This window comes from Egbenema bharatensis FJBBOT/2019 (genome assembly GCF_048077055.1).
GTDB classification, from domain to species: domain Bacteria; phylum Cyanobacteriota; class Cyanobacteriia; order Elainellales; family Elainellaceae; genus Egbenema; species Egbenema bharatensis.
On sequence record NZ_CP182236.1, the window covers coordinates 3,256,067 to 3,269,468 of the forward strand.

At 53.0% G+C, this 13,402-nt stretch carries 9 protein-coding genes, 1 tRNA gene and 2 pseudogenes; 5 read left to right on the top strand and 7 right to left on the bottom strand.

Annotated features, from left to right (window positions below; all coding sequences use genetic code 11):
* Positions 1–115 precede the first annotated feature (115 nt).
* Positions 116–1,117, top strand: coding sequence for a phenylalanine--tRNA ligase subunit alpha (gene pheS / locus ACM1PF_RS15145; RefSeq protein WP_416676003.1), 1,002 nt, complete (start codon positions 116–118; stop codon positions 1,115–1,117).
* 57 nt (positions 1,118–1,174) lie between these two features.
* On the opposite strand, the pseudogene ACM1PF_RS15150 reads toward pheS, so the two are convergent.
* Together ACM1PF_RS15150 and ACM1PF_RS15155 are read right to left on the bottom strand one after the other, a co-directional pair.
* Positions 1,175–1,791: pseudogene (locus ACM1PF_RS15150) on the bottom strand (chorismate lyase).
* A gap of 132 nt (positions 1,792–1,923) precedes the next feature.
* Positions 1,924–2,004, bottom strand: a tRNA-Leu gene (locus tag ACM1PF_RS15155).
* A 171-nt stretch (positions 2,005–2,175) separates the two neighbouring features.
* On the opposite strand from ACM1PF_RS15155, the gene ACM1PF_RS15160 reads away from it, so the two are divergent.
* Complete coding sequence (locus tag ACM1PF_RS15160) at positions 2,176–2,772, top strand: prepilin-type N-terminal cleavage/methylation domain-containing protein (RefSeq protein WP_416676006.1); 597 nt, start codon at positions 2,176–2,178, stop codon at positions 2,770–2,772.
* A 60-nt stretch (positions 2,773–2,832) separates the two neighbouring features.
* On the opposite strand, the gene fabI is transcribed toward ACM1PF_RS15160, so the two are convergent.
* Both fabI and ACM1PF_RS15170 read right to left on the bottom strand, forming a co-directional pair.
* Complete coding sequence (fabI, locus tag ACM1PF_RS15165; protein WP_416676009.1) at positions 2,833–3,609, bottom strand: enoyl-ACP reductase FabI; 777 nt, start codon at positions 3,607–3,609, stop codon at positions 2,833–2,835.
* Between the two features lie 219 nt (positions 3,610–3,828).
* Entirely contained in the window at positions 3,829–5,439 is a 1,611-nt protein-coding gene (locus ACM1PF_RS15170; protein WP_416676012.1) for a serine/threonine protein kinase, read from the bottom strand.
* A gap of 499 nt (positions 5,440–5,938) precedes the next feature.
* On the opposite strand from ACM1PF_RS15170, the gene ACM1PF_RS15175 reads away from it, so the two are divergent.
* Positions 5,939–6,802 carry a M48 family metallopeptidase gene (locus ACM1PF_RS15175; protein WP_416676015.1) on the top strand — a complete coding sequence of 288 codons (864 nt, stop codon included), beginning with the start codon at positions 5,939–5,941 and terminating at the stop codon, positions 6,800–6,802.
* 345 nt (positions 6,803–7,147) lie between these two features.
* On the opposite strand, the gene ACM1PF_RS15180 is transcribed toward ACM1PF_RS15175, so the two are convergent.
* Positions 7,148–7,333, bottom strand: coding sequence for a hypothetical protein (locus ACM1PF_RS15180; RefSeq protein ID WP_416676958.1), 186 nt, complete (start codon positions 7,331–7,333; stop codon positions 7,148–7,150).
* A 168-nt stretch (positions 7,334–7,501) separates the two neighbouring features.
* On the opposite strand from ACM1PF_RS15180, the gene dnaK reads away from it, so the two are divergent.
* Both dnaK and ACM1PF_RS15190 read left to right on the top strand, forming a co-directional pair.
* Positions 7,502–10,231 (top strand): molecular chaperone DnaK, encoded by a 2,730-nt coding sequence (gene dnaK / locus ACM1PF_RS15185; RefSeq protein WP_416676018.1) that lies wholly within the window; start codon positions 7,502–7,504, stop codon positions 10,229–10,231.
* A gap of 314 nt (positions 10,232–10,545) precedes the next feature.
* Positions 10,546–11,594 (top strand): annotated as a pseudogene (locus tag ACM1PF_RS15190) (DnaJ C-terminal domain-containing protein).
* A 323-nt stretch (positions 11,595–11,917) separates the two neighbouring features.
* On the opposite strand, the gene accB reads toward ACM1PF_RS15190, so the two are convergent.
* Both accB and efp read right to left on the bottom strand, forming a co-directional pair.
* Positions 11,918–12,412, bottom strand: coding sequence for an acetyl-CoA carboxylase biotin carboxyl carrier protein (gene accB / locus ACM1PF_RS15195; protein WP_416676021.1), 495 nt, complete (start codon positions 12,410–12,412; stop codon positions 11,918–11,920).
* 147 nt (positions 12,413–12,559) lie between these two features.
* Positions 12,560–13,117: an elongation factor P gene (gene efp / locus ACM1PF_RS15200; RefSeq protein WP_416676024.1), complete on the bottom strand. Its 558-nt coding sequence runs from the start codon at positions 13,115–13,117 to the stop codon at positions 12,560–12,562.
* Positions 13,118–13,402: the final 285 nt, after the last annotated feature.

Here is a 13,402-nt window from a genome sequence, read left to right on the forward strand (position 1 = left end):
TAAGATTGTCCAGATCCAGTTTAGGCGCAACCAGGTTGAGAAGAGATCGATCGTAAACTGGTAGAGGTAAACTGCAAGAGACGTTTATTTCCCTAGCGAACTTATTCCCCTGAGCATGACCACACAGCTTAGCGATCTCGAAACACAACTGACTGCCCTCAAACAAGACGCTCAACAGGCGATCGCTGAGGCAGATACGCTGAACCAGCTTGAACAACTACGGCTTAAATATTTGGGCAAGAAAGGTAGCTTGTCTCAGGTGTTGGGCGGCATGGGGAAACTGGATGCGGCTGAACGTCCCCGGATTGGGGCATTGGCGAACGAAGTGAAGGAAGCCGTACAGTCTGCTCTGGAGCAAAAGCGATCGGACTTACAGGCAGCCCAAATTGAGGCACAACTGGAGGCGGAAACCCTGGATGTCACCATGCCGGGGGTTTACCTTCCTCAGGGCCATACCCATCCTCTGACCAGCACCATCGAACGGGCGATCGACATTTTCGTGGGCTTGGGCTACACGGTCGCAGAAGGGCCAGAGATGGAATCGGACTACTACAACTTTGAAGCCCTGAATACACCTGCGGATCACCCTGCCCGCGATATGGCAGATACGTTTTACCTGCCCGACGGCAACCTGCTGAGAACCCACACCTCGTCGGTGCAAATTCGCTACATGGAAAACAATGAACCCCCAATTCGGATCGTGGCTCCAGGGCGGGTCTATCGGCGGGATACAGTGGATGCCACCCACACCGCCGTCTTCCACCAGATTGAAATTCTGGCCGTCGATGAGGGGTTGACCTTTACAGATTTGAAGGGAACCATCAAAGTTTTCCTGGAAGCCATGTTTGGGGAATGCCCCATCCGGTTTCGCCCCAGCTTCTTCCCCTTCACTGAACCCTCCGCCGAGGTGGACTTGCAGTGGCGCGGTCGCTGGCTGGAGGTCATGGGCTGCGGCATGGTAGACCCAAACGTACTCAAAGCAGTGGGCTACGATCCGGAAGTCTACACTGGCTTTGCGGCTGGGTTTGGAGTGGAACGTCTGGCGCAGGTGCTCCACCAGTTGGATGACATCCGCCGTTTGTACAATAGCGATTTGCGGTTCTTGCGGCAGTTTTAGAATCATAAATCCGTAGGGGCGCACCGCAGTGTGCCCTTTACCTTTCACCCTTCGCCCTCACTCCTCCAGCGTCATTGCCCCCAGATACTTCGTTAAATAGGGGGAAAACACCTCGTAAATTAGGGTGAGGGGTCGCCCGTGATGCCAGAACAGATAATGCCGTCCCCAAAACGGCCCGGACTGACCAAAGGCAAGTTCCAGGGCTTGGGAGTGTCCCCAGTGGATACCCTGGACATCCCGGTACAGTTCAGTGCGGAGCCGGGCCAGACTGCCCAGATGGGGAGCGATCGATTTTGCAGGTATTCATCGACATGACTGGCCTCCCACCAGGAAGTCGCATAGGCTAACCGTTGCCCTGAGGCAGTTCGCAGCCAAACCTGTCGTCGCAGGCGTGGTCCAGGCACCACCTGAATCAGGTCTGGAGCATGATCCAGATCCTCCCCGATCAGAGACATATCAATCACATCAACTTCGGTGGGTTCACCCGTAAGCAGTTGTAAATGCCGAGTCGGGGAACCATCCCCCAGCATCAGAATTTGCCAGGCGGGGGCAAGCTGAGAGTGGGGCAATCCGCGCTGGACAACCTCCTGTCCACCCTGCCAGAGGGGTTGGAGCACGTGCCAGGCTGCTGGCAGCTTCTTTGAACCTTGGGTGGATTGAAACGTTGAAGTCAAGACTTTACAAATCTTTAATTTTCTATACTTCTATTCTACAGGGATAGACGGAAGGACTGAGGCGCGATCGTCCAGTTTTTAGGTCAGTTTAAAAAATAATAGGGGTGATCAGAAATCACCCCTACATGGAAATGCGGATGGCGAGACTCGAACTCGCAAGGCAAAGCCACACGCCCCTCAAACGTGCGCGTATACCAATTCCGCCACATCCGCAGGTCTTTCGTTCAGGAACAATTCAACAGTGAACTATTCCAGTTATTCAGCATAGCTTAAAAGTTCCCATTCTGTACATTTTATTTTGGTGAAGCTGATTGGTGAGCCGATGCTCATTCTTGGTGCTGGGAAAACTGGCAATACATCAATTCATCCGATCAGGGAACTACCGTGAAGCATCCACTCCAGCATCGACGAGATCGCCCGACTTTCATCGCCCATGTCCGACGGCACAGAAACCGATCGCGCTCCAGACTGGCTCCATCGGGTTTTACCCTGGTGGAGATGCTGGTTGTCATTGCCATTATCGGCATCCTGGCTGCCATCACCACCGTTAGCGTTCAGGGGATTTGGAATGCGCGTGTACTGACAGCCGCCCAGGATGAAGTTTTCCAGGCGACTCGCCAGGCTCAAATTATGTCTGCTCGAACCCGCTCCACCTGGCGGGCCAGCTTTCGAGATTTGAATAATACCGCTCAATGGGCTATCCACCCCAAAACCGCGGCCCCGAACCAGGTCAACTGGTATAGTCTGAAGCCTGGAGTCCGTATTGATCTGAGCGAAACAACCCTGCCGCGAACCAATGGAGTGTACCGAATTGAATTCAATCATCGGGGGCAAATTCCACCGCCCTTCGGACGACTTACCTTAATGATGCAAAACGGGGGACGGCTCAGACGGTGTATTTTCACCTCTACCCTATTGGGCACGCTTCGCAAAGCCAAAAACCGATCGCACCCCGATCAGAGTGGTAGGTATTGCTATTGAGAAGGGTTGAGTAAAATTGAGGGCTATTAAGGGTAAAGAACGAACATCCAGCACGAACCTTTACATTCCCATGATCTCGTACCCTGCATCCACGTACAGAATTTGTCCGGTAATGCCGCTCGACAAATCACTGCACAGAAACGCAGCCGCATTACCTACCTCGGTTTGAGTCACATTGCGGCGCAGGGGAGCCACTTGCTCAACATGGTTCATCATGTCATGGAAACCGCCGATCGCTGAGGAAGCCAGAGTACGAATTGGTGCAGCTGAAACGGCATTGACTCGAATATTCTGAGAACCCAGCTCTGATGCGAGGTAGCGAACGGTCGTTTCTAATGCGGCCTTCGCCACGCCCATGGTGTTGTAATTCGGCACAACCCGCACGCCACCCAAATAGCTCATCGTGACAATGCTACCCCCTTCGGTCATCAGCGGTTTCGCGGCGTGACTGAGCTGAATCAGGGAAAAGGTGCTGATCTCCAGGGATTGGCTAAAGTCTTGCCGAGAAACGCTGCTAAAATCGCCACCTAAGGAATCTTTGCTGGCAAAAGCAAGACTGTGAACCAGAATATCCAGCTTGCCCCACTTCGCCTGAATAGCATCAAAGGTGGACTGCACCTGAGCATCATCCTGTACATTGCAGGGCAGGAATAGGGATGGCTGTAAGGGTTCAACTAGCTCTGAGACTTTCTTTTCAAAGCGTCCTTTATCGTCGGGTAGGTAGGTTACACCAATATTTGCTCCGGCTTTGTGGAGTTGTTGAGCAATGCCCCAGGCGATCGATCGATTATTGGCAATGCCTGTCACCAATGCATTCTTTCCAGTCAAATCCAGCATAGTCATTTACCCACTGCGATGATCAGCGGATCAAGAATACTGAAAAACGGGGACGCAGGGAAAGGTAAGAGGGATGCGGCCAAATAACATACCCGTTAGAGGCACACTGCTGTGCGCCCTTACAGCCGATTTTTTCAAAAATTGGGATGCCATTTAATTGCAGATCCCTAAACGGGGTTTGAGGGCGAAGATTAGGAGGGCAAAGATTTAAGAAATCGGTTAGTTTCCGCGACCGCGACCGCGATTGCTGTCTGCCTGCTCAGAGCCGCGACCTCGTTCCCTTCCCCGGTCTGAACCGCGCACTTCTTCAGGCATTACTGGAATGGATTCCGGTGGAGCATCCACGGTGGCTTGGGGTTCCGGAGAGGGAGTGGAAGTGGGAGGAGTAATGGCGTTTGGAGACTCGATCGGAGATGGCGTGTCGGGTAGGAGTAAATTCGGGGATGGAACGACTTCCGGAGAGTCGATCGGTTCTTCTGGCAGTGGAGGTTCTGGGGCTTCGGGGGGGAGAGTGGGTTCCAGTTCTTCTTCTGGTGTCTCTTCCAGTTCCCCTTCAGTCTCCGCCTCTGGAGTGGGAGACTCTTCCGGTGTGGGAGAGGGTTCAGGGGTGGGTTGGACTTCTTCGATTGGAGCGGGTGGAGCATCCGGGCGGGGAGATCTGGGAGCAGTGGGAGAGGGGGCTTCGGGCCGGGGAGCCTCGGGTCGGGGAGAGGGAGACTGAGGACGTAAAAGTGCATTGCCCAGGACGATCGCACCCAGAACTCCCAGGGAAGTGAGGGCAGCAATGAGCCAGGGACGATCGTTAAAGTTCGATCGAGGTGGATCTGAGCTTGGATCTGATGCTGGAACTGGGGCAGCCGATCGTTGACCTCCCGGCGGCTCAGACGCGACTCGTCGGGGAGTAAAGGGTGGTTCAGGGGCAAGATGGGGAGGAGGGGGAGGGGAAACCGCTAGAGTCGGAGCATTGGTTGCAGGGGAGGTGTAGCTGTGTGGTGCTGGCCCCTGGGTAGAACTGGTCTGGAGGTTTGGCAGTAAAGCCATCCATTCATCCACGCTGGCGGGTCGCTGTTCGGGTTCAACGGCCATGCCGTGTAGGACAGCCTGATTGATCAAAGGGCTGAGTTCAGGACGCAGGTCACGGGGAGTGGGTAGGGGTTGGCGGTGCCGCAGGGTGGCTGGAACGGGAACTTCTGCGGTCAGTAAGGTATATAGCGTCGCGGCCAGTCCATAGACATCGGTTGCCGGAGTTCGTTTGGCGCGAGGCAGGTATTGCTCGATTGGGGCATAGCCTACGGATAAGACTCCCGTATGGGTTTGAGTTTGCCCTGGGGTAAATTCCCGCGCAATGCCAAAGTCAATTAACACAACCTCCTGGGTTCCCTGCCGCAAAATCACATTCTGAGGTTTGACATCCCGATGCAGCAATCCGTGGTAATGAACCACTTTCAAGGCATTGGCAATCTGCTGAATGTATTGAATGGCAACAGATTCGGGCAGCGGATTATTTGGAATGACTAGTGTTTTCAACGTTTGCCCTGGAATAAAATCCATCACAATATAGGGCAATTCTTCTTCTACAAAAAAATCTGTCACCCGAACAATATTAGGGTGAGAAAATTTAGCCAGCCGTCTTGCTTCATCCTGGAATTGCCGTTGAAACTCCCAAAATTTTGGATCCTGCCGCAGGGAGTCGTTTAGAGTCTTGATGACGACAATATGCCCCAATGTATTATGGTGCGCTAGATAGGTGATGCCGAACCCGCCTTGTCCGAGTTCTTGATCTAGCGTGTATTTGCCGTTCTGTAGATATTTCCCGATCGCATTGGTCATACACAATAAAGACAGTATGGGGCAAAAACACAAGACACGAAACAGGGCTAGCTAGGCTGACGAATTTTGCAAACCACTGGTTCCTATATTGATGAAATTTTTTTTAAATGGCTAGTGGTCAGTCGATCTTCTGTCTACGGAGTGAGGGATGGGGCAGGCGATCGTTACATCGTTTATTTTGGGAGCATCCCAATTTATGCAAATTGATCGATTTCCGTAGCGCAGGCATCTTGCCTGCCAGTGAACTATCCTTCATGCAAATGCAAAAGTGGGATACACCCTTTATTTTGTGATGTAAGTTACTGGCAGGTTGCATGGTTGCTTGAATCCGGTTGGCAGTTACGGTCAGGCAATTCTGGGAACTTTAGAATGGAGGGAGGAGCCATTTTTAAGCAACTTCAGCTGGTGGAACAAGCTGTCTGCTGATGCGTCAAAGCGTTTAGTGATTCGCGCGCCCTCAACTTCTACCCGCTCCGTAGCTATTGACTAAATTCGTAACATGTTGAGCAACTTTTCCCGATTCCTTCCCTTCAGTTTTTTCCGCCAGGTGCATCGCCGTTGGATGTATGGGTTGATGTCTCTGGTGATGGCAGTCAGTGTGGTGGTGAGCACCCCCCAACCCGGACAAGCCTTTCCATTGATTGATCTGATTTTCCGAGGTATTCAGATTATCCAACTGTCTTCAATGTCTGACAGTCAAGAAGTCTCGCTCGGTTCACAAATTAACAATCAACTGGTGCGTCAGCAAATCAGACTCTACAACAATTCCAGCATTACTGGGTATGTCGATCGCATTGGTCAAAGCCTGGTTCCCCATAGCGATCGTCCAGATATTCCCTATGTTTTTCAAGTGGTGGATGACAATCAGGTGAATGCCTTCGCCACGATGGGGGGCTATGTTTATGTCACAACTGGGTTAATGCGGGCGGCTGATAATGAAGCGCAACTAGCCAGCGTCATTAGCCATGAAATTGGCCATATCGTACCTCGTCATGCGGTGAAGCAAATGCGAGAACGGGCGATCGCAGGGGGTGTACTCACTGCGACAGGACTCGATCGCAGTCAGGCGGTGAATATTGGTGTGGAGCTAGCCATCAGCCGTCCCAACAGTCGTCAGGATGAACTGGAGGCGGATGCACTAGGACTTAACAATTTGGTTCGAACTGGTTACGCGCCAGGAGCAATGGTGGACTTTATGGAGAAGCTCCTGCGTCAGGGAGGTGTGCCTGCAGTGCTCAGTACTCACCCTGCGACCAGCACTCGCATCGAACGGTTAAACACGATGATCGATCCAGCAACGGCTTACACCGGGGCAGGTCTGGATGCAGCAGCCTATCAAGCCCAAATCCGACCGTTGCTGTAAGGGATCTGCAATTAAAGGGATCTGTAGTTAAATGGCATCCCATTTTTGAACAAAACGGCTGTAAGGGCGCACAGCAGTGCGCCCTTGACTAACGGGTATGTTATTTTGCCGCATCCCCCTTAGTTCTGCAATCACCGCGATCGCAGAATGTAAAATAAAGGGCAGTTATCTACGGGATCCCAAATGTTACTGCTCGATCAACATCCAGCCAGGAGATTGAGACCTTCTGCCAGCACTGGGGAATCACTAAAATGGCATTGTTTGGCTCAATCCTGCGCGACGATTTTCGAGCGGACAGCGACAGCGACCTAATTGCTGACCTTCGCCCCCGATGCACGGCAAGGACTACTGACTCTCCCAAAGAACCCAATGTTCATAGAGGGGCTTGCCAGCTTCAAGTCCTGGAGGGAGTCCATTTAGAGCTAACAGCCGAGCAAGTTTTTGCATGGTTGAAAATAGAAAAGCGTTGATGCTGATGGACAGTGCGATCGCCGTAAGAACCCGATCGCCCTCTCTGGGAACCAAATTCACATGACCGAACCTGTTGAATAAAGATACCTACCCTTGACGGAAATCCCCACCGTGTCCATCATCTTTAGCAAGATAGAATGAATTTAGCAACGATTCTTAGTAATTCTGGTTGCGGTAGTTTATTCTCAAGTCATCTAGTTGGGTATCAGGCGAGGAGTTTCGCAGCGAATGGGAAAAGTAGTTGGCATTGACCTGGGCACCACCAATTCCGTCGTCGCCGTTATGGAAGGCGGCAAACCTGTGGTTATCGCCAACAGTGAAGGGATGCGGACTACGCCCTCAGTGGTTGCCTTTTCAAAAGAGGAAGAACGGCTCGTTGGGCAAATGGCGCGGCGGCAGTCGGTGCTGAACCCCCAGAACACCTTCTTTGGGGTGAAACGCTTCATGGGGCGCAGATATACTGAGCTGAACCCAGAATCACGCCGGGTTCCCTACACCATTCGCAAAGACGAAATGGGCGGCATTCAGCTCAAATGTCCTCGTCTCCAACGGGATTTTGCTCCGGAAGAAATTTCTGCCATGATTTTGCGGAAGCTGGCTGAGGAAGCCAACCGCTACCTGGGGGAACCCGTCACTGGAGCGGTAATCACGGTTCCGGCCTACTTTAACGATTCCCAACGTCAAGCCACACGAGATGCCGGACGCATTGCGGGGCTGGAAGTGCTGCGGATTTTGAATGAACCGACGGCTGCATCGCTGGCCTATGGACTCGATCGCCGCGACAATCAAACCATCCTGGTGTTTGACCTGGGGGGCGGCACGTTCGACGTTTCGGTGCTGGATGTGGGCGATGGGGTGTTTGAAGTCCGAGCCACCAGTGGGGATACCCAGTTGGGCGGAAATGACTTTGACAAGCGGATTGTCGATTGGCTGGCGGAACAGTTTTTAGAGCAGGAAGGGGTGGATCTGCGGCGCGATCGCCAGGCTTTGCAACGGTTAATGGAGGCGGCTGAGAAAGCCAAGATTGAGCTGTCTGGGATGAACGTGACGGAAATCAACCTGCCCTTCATCACTGCTACAGAAGATGGGCCGAAGCATTTGGAAACCCGGCTGAATCGCTCCAAGTTTGAAGGACTTTGTACGGATCTGGTGGGTCGGCTGCGAGGTCCCGTGAAGCAAGCCCTTAACGATGCTGGACTTTCACCCCGCCAAATTGATGAAGTGGTGCTGGTGGGCGGTGGTAGCCGGATGCCGATGGTGCGGGAACTGGTGCGATCGATTATCGATCGAGAACCCAACGAGAATGTCAACCCGGATGAAGTGGTGGCAGTCGGTGCCGCGATCCAGGCGGGCATCCTCACCCAGGAAGTGAAGGACATTCTGCTGCTGGATGTGACTCCCCTTTCCCTGGGGCTGGAAACCATTGGCGGTGTGATGAAGAAGCTGATTCCCCGCAATACGACGATCCCGGTGCGGCGATCGGACACTTTCTCCACCTCTGAAAATAATCAGACGATGGTGGAAGTCCATGTAGTGCAGGGCGAACGGGAAATGGCTTCGGATAATAAATCCCTCGGTCGCTTTAAGCTGATGGGCATTCCTCCGGCTCCCCGTGGCATTCCCCAGGTGCAGGTGTCCTTTGATATTGATGCGAACGGCATTCTCCAGGTGACTGCTCTGGATAAAACCACCGGGCGGGAACAGGGGATCACGGTGCAGGGAGCCTCTACCCTCAGCGAAACCGAAATCCAGCGGATGATTCAGGAAGCGGAACTCTACGCCGATGAAGACCGCCAGAAGCGCGATCGGATTGAAAAACGCACCAAGGCAGAAGCCCTGACCTTTGAAGCGGAACGGCAACTGCGGGAAGTAGCTCTGGACTTTGGCATGCAGTTTGCCAGTCCTTACCGTCGCAAGATTGAGGGATTGGTACAGGAATTGCGCGAATGCTTGAAACGCCAGGACGATCGCGGTATTGACATTGCCCAGGCAGATCTGCGGGATGCGCTGTACGACTTGCAGCAAGAGGTCTATCAGATTACCAGGGAAGAAGACGAAGAGAGCGATTTCTTTGGCTCGATTCGCCGGACGTTATCCAATCTGGGTGAAGACTTGTTCGGTGATGATGACGATTTCTACTACGACGATCGCCCCTACGGACGGGATACCTATGGGCGTGATCCCTACGCTCGTGATCCTTACAGCCGCGATTCGTATAACCGTGATTCTTACAGTCGGGACTCCTACAGCCGAGACAATTATTCCAGAGATAATTACTCCAGAGATAATTATTCTAGAGACAATCGGAGTGCCTACGATCGCCGCTCCGAGCCAGATGCTTATTCTAGAGATGAATACACCAGGGATACCTACTCCAGAGAACCCCGTGATCCCTACTCACCATCGGAAACCCGTGATTCCTATCCCAGAGAGACTCGTTCTCCCTACCCAGATGCCCGTGACAGCTACAGCCGAGGGGGGAGTGATCCCTATTCCGGCGATACCTTCAATCAGGACGACTGGGAACCCGAACCACCTGCTCCGCGCAGAAGCGATCGGGAATATGAGCAGGATTATGATCAGGGCTACCGCGATTCAGGATATGGCTCTGGCGGTATGACGGATTCCTACTCCGAACGGCGCGATCGCAGTCGTTCTTCCCGAAAAGATTACCCACGGGACGAATATCAGGATAGCGGCTCAAGGGATGCCTACCCCCAGGATGCCTATCCTCAAGACACCTATCCCCAGGATACCTACCCCCAGGATGCCTACCGGAGCGATCGGGAACCTCCCACCCGAGGCAGCCGCGATGCTTATAGTCCACGCAGTTCCTATCCTGACTCCAGCCCACCCCGTAGAGATCCCAACCGTCGAACTTCTTCCTACAACAGTGGTGCAAACCGCTATAGCAACGCTCCCGATGATGAGTGGGACGATGATGATGAATGGCTTTAGGGAGTGAGGAGTGAGGAGTGAGGAGGGAAGAGGGAAGAGGGAAGAGGAAAGAGGGAAAAATGGAGAATTTGATTGGGATCTTCTTCTTTTCTCGGTTCTCTACTCATCCTTCCGCCTGCTTCGCACGGACATAGCCCTCCCGCCTTCATCCTTCTATCGTCGTACTTTCCTCTTTCCCTCAGTCCTCAGTCCTCAGTCCTCACTCCCCACTCCCCACTCCCCACTCCCCACTCCTCAGTCCTCAGTCCTCAGTCCTCAATCCCCACTCCTCAGTCCTCAGTCCTTCCCCCTTCCACCCTCACCTCTGTTCACCTATGCAAAATTTTCGGAACTACTACGCCATCTTAGGAGTTTCTAAGGACGCGACGATCGAAGAAATTAAGCAAGCGTATCGTCAGTTGGCTCGGAAATACCACCCTGACATGAATCCCGGTAATCGGGAAGCGGAGGAAAAATTTAAAGACCTGGGGGAAGCCTATGAAATGCTGTCGGATACGGAAAAACGCGCCGAATACGATCAGTACAGCAATTTCTGGAATCAGAGCGGCTTTCAGGGGGTGGCTTCCAAGGTGCGCAACTGGGGGCGAAATGGGCGATCGTCTGACATGGACTATAGCCAGTACGGTGATTTCAATACTTTTGTCGATCAATTGCTGAACCGCGAACCGTCCCAGACCCGTACAACGCGCACCCGGACTCAAACCCGCACGACCCAAACTCGTACTAACCCATCTCGCACCGCCCAAACCCGCACCACTCAAACCCGCACCGCTCCTAAAGACACCGCAGAAGCAGATCCCTATCGCCCAGGAACGACGAAAAAAACCTACACGGTGCCTCGATCGCCCCGTAATGCAGAGGCCGAATTAACGGTTCCCCTGGAACGGGCCTACAGTGGCGGACGGGAACGGATTCGCCTGGAAGATGGGCGATCGCTGGAGGTGAACATGCCTTCGGGCATGCTGACGGGGCAGAAAATTCGTCTGAAAGGGCAGGGCGTGAACGGTGGCGATCTGTACCTGACCATTCATGTGTCACCCCATGCTTTCTTCACCCTGGATGGAGCCGATATTTACTGCCAGGTTCCAGTTACTCCAACTGAAGCAGTTCTGGGTGGGCCGATCGAAGTGCCGACCCTGGATGGCATTGTCAAAATGATGATTCCCCCTGGCGTGCGCTCAGGGCAACGACTTCGCCTGGGCGGGAAGGGCTACCCAATGGACGACGATCGGGGCGATCAAATTGTCGAGATTCAGATTGCGGCCCCAGGGATCTAACTCCTCAAGAGCGCGATCTCTACGAAAAGCTCCGCCAGCTCGAAAGCTATAATCCCCGCGAAAGCCTGCTGGACGAAATAGACTAAGGGATCTGCAATAAACACGGCTGTAAGGGCACACAGCAGTGAGCCCTTTGGGGGTACGTTGTTTTTCCGCATACCCCTAAACCCCAAATTCCTGTAGGGTGAGCATCCTGTGCCCATCCAGTCAGCAGCATCCTCTTGTGGGGTGGGCATCTTGCCCGCCCAGTCAGCAGCATCCTCTTGTGGGGTGAGCATCCTGTGCCCATCCAGTCAGCATCCTCTTGTGGGGTGGGCAGCGTTTCGACTGAGCTCAAGCCGAAGTCTTGCCCGCCCAGTCAGCAGCGTGCATTCACCCGATGCAAACCCAGCCTTCAACCCAACCCAATCTAACCAGGATTCACCCGCATCAACACCTGCCCATACTCCACCGACTGAGCATTCTCCACTAAAATCTCTACAACCTCGCCCGTCACCTCCGCCTCAACCTCATTCATCAGCTTCATGGCTTCCACAATGCACACCACCTGACCCGTCCGAATCCGATCGCCTACATTCACATAGGGTGACTCATCCGGCGACGGAGCGCGGTAGAACGTACCCACCATCGGCGAAGTAATATCCACCAGGCGATCGTTCACCAGGGGGGCAACGGGTGGCGGAGTCGGCATACTGGCAGGAGTCGATGGCACAATCGACAGAGTGGGCATCGGGGCTGTCCCCTTATCTCCCCCAACCGTTTCAGCAGAGAGCGCGTGATGGACTGGCTGCGCTGCCTTGCGAACAACTAACTCAAAATCACCATTTTTCAACGTAAATTCTGCAACGTCCGTCTGGTTAATTGCCGCCAATAGCTCACGGAGTGCATTAAAGTCTAATTCCACAATGCGTATCGCCTAATCGATGACCTGTAAAACAGCTTGTTTGTCAGAAGCTTGGTTATAAAGCCTGTGTCATAAAGCTATGCATAAAGCCTATCAGTTGCCAGCAGCCAGCAGCCCAATGATTGAGCCGACATTCTGGCCACTGAACTATTCTCGTCCCAAATAGCTATCTGTCCGAGTGTCTACCTTGATGCGTTCTCCAATGGAAATGAAGAGCGGCACCATCACCTGTGCGCCAGTTTCCACGATCGCAGGTTTTGTTCCTCCCGTAGCTGTATCCCCTTTCACACCGGGGTCAGTCTGAGTCACTTCTAGAACCACCGAGTTGGGAAGTTCGACTTCCATCACCTGATTGTTCCAGCGCACCACGTTGACTTCCATTCCCTCTTTCAGGTACTTAACGCGATCGCCAATCTGAGCCACAGTCAGCCGGTTTTCTTCGTAGGTTTCCATGTCCATAAAGACATAGTCCTCCCCATCCTTGTAGGTATGCTGAATCGTGGACTTTTCCAATACCGCCTGGGGAACCGTTTCCCCTGCCCGGAAGGTACGCTCTACCACACTACCGGTTTGTACATTCTTCAACTTAGTTCGCACGAAGGCAGATCCCTTCCCAGGTTTTACGTGAAGGAATTCCACAACGCGCCATACCGCTCCGTCTAGCTCAATACTGACACCGGGACGAAAATCATTACTGGAAATCATGAATTCTGCTGTTGTTTGGAGAACAATCGGCAATCCATTTTACCGCATCCCTACGGCATCCTATATGGGAAGATGAGGAATGAGATTTCCTGTACTGACCGATACGGTTTTTCTGATTTTCTGATTTTTCTGAATATAAACCGATCGGTGAGGATTGGAACGATATTCATTGCTGAACTCGACGTGAAATTCCATGATTAGAACGCTTGCGAATTTAGGCATCCTATCCGTAAGCGGGAGTCTGACCCCCCTATATAAGAGGTCTGTGGCTACCGTTCGATGTTC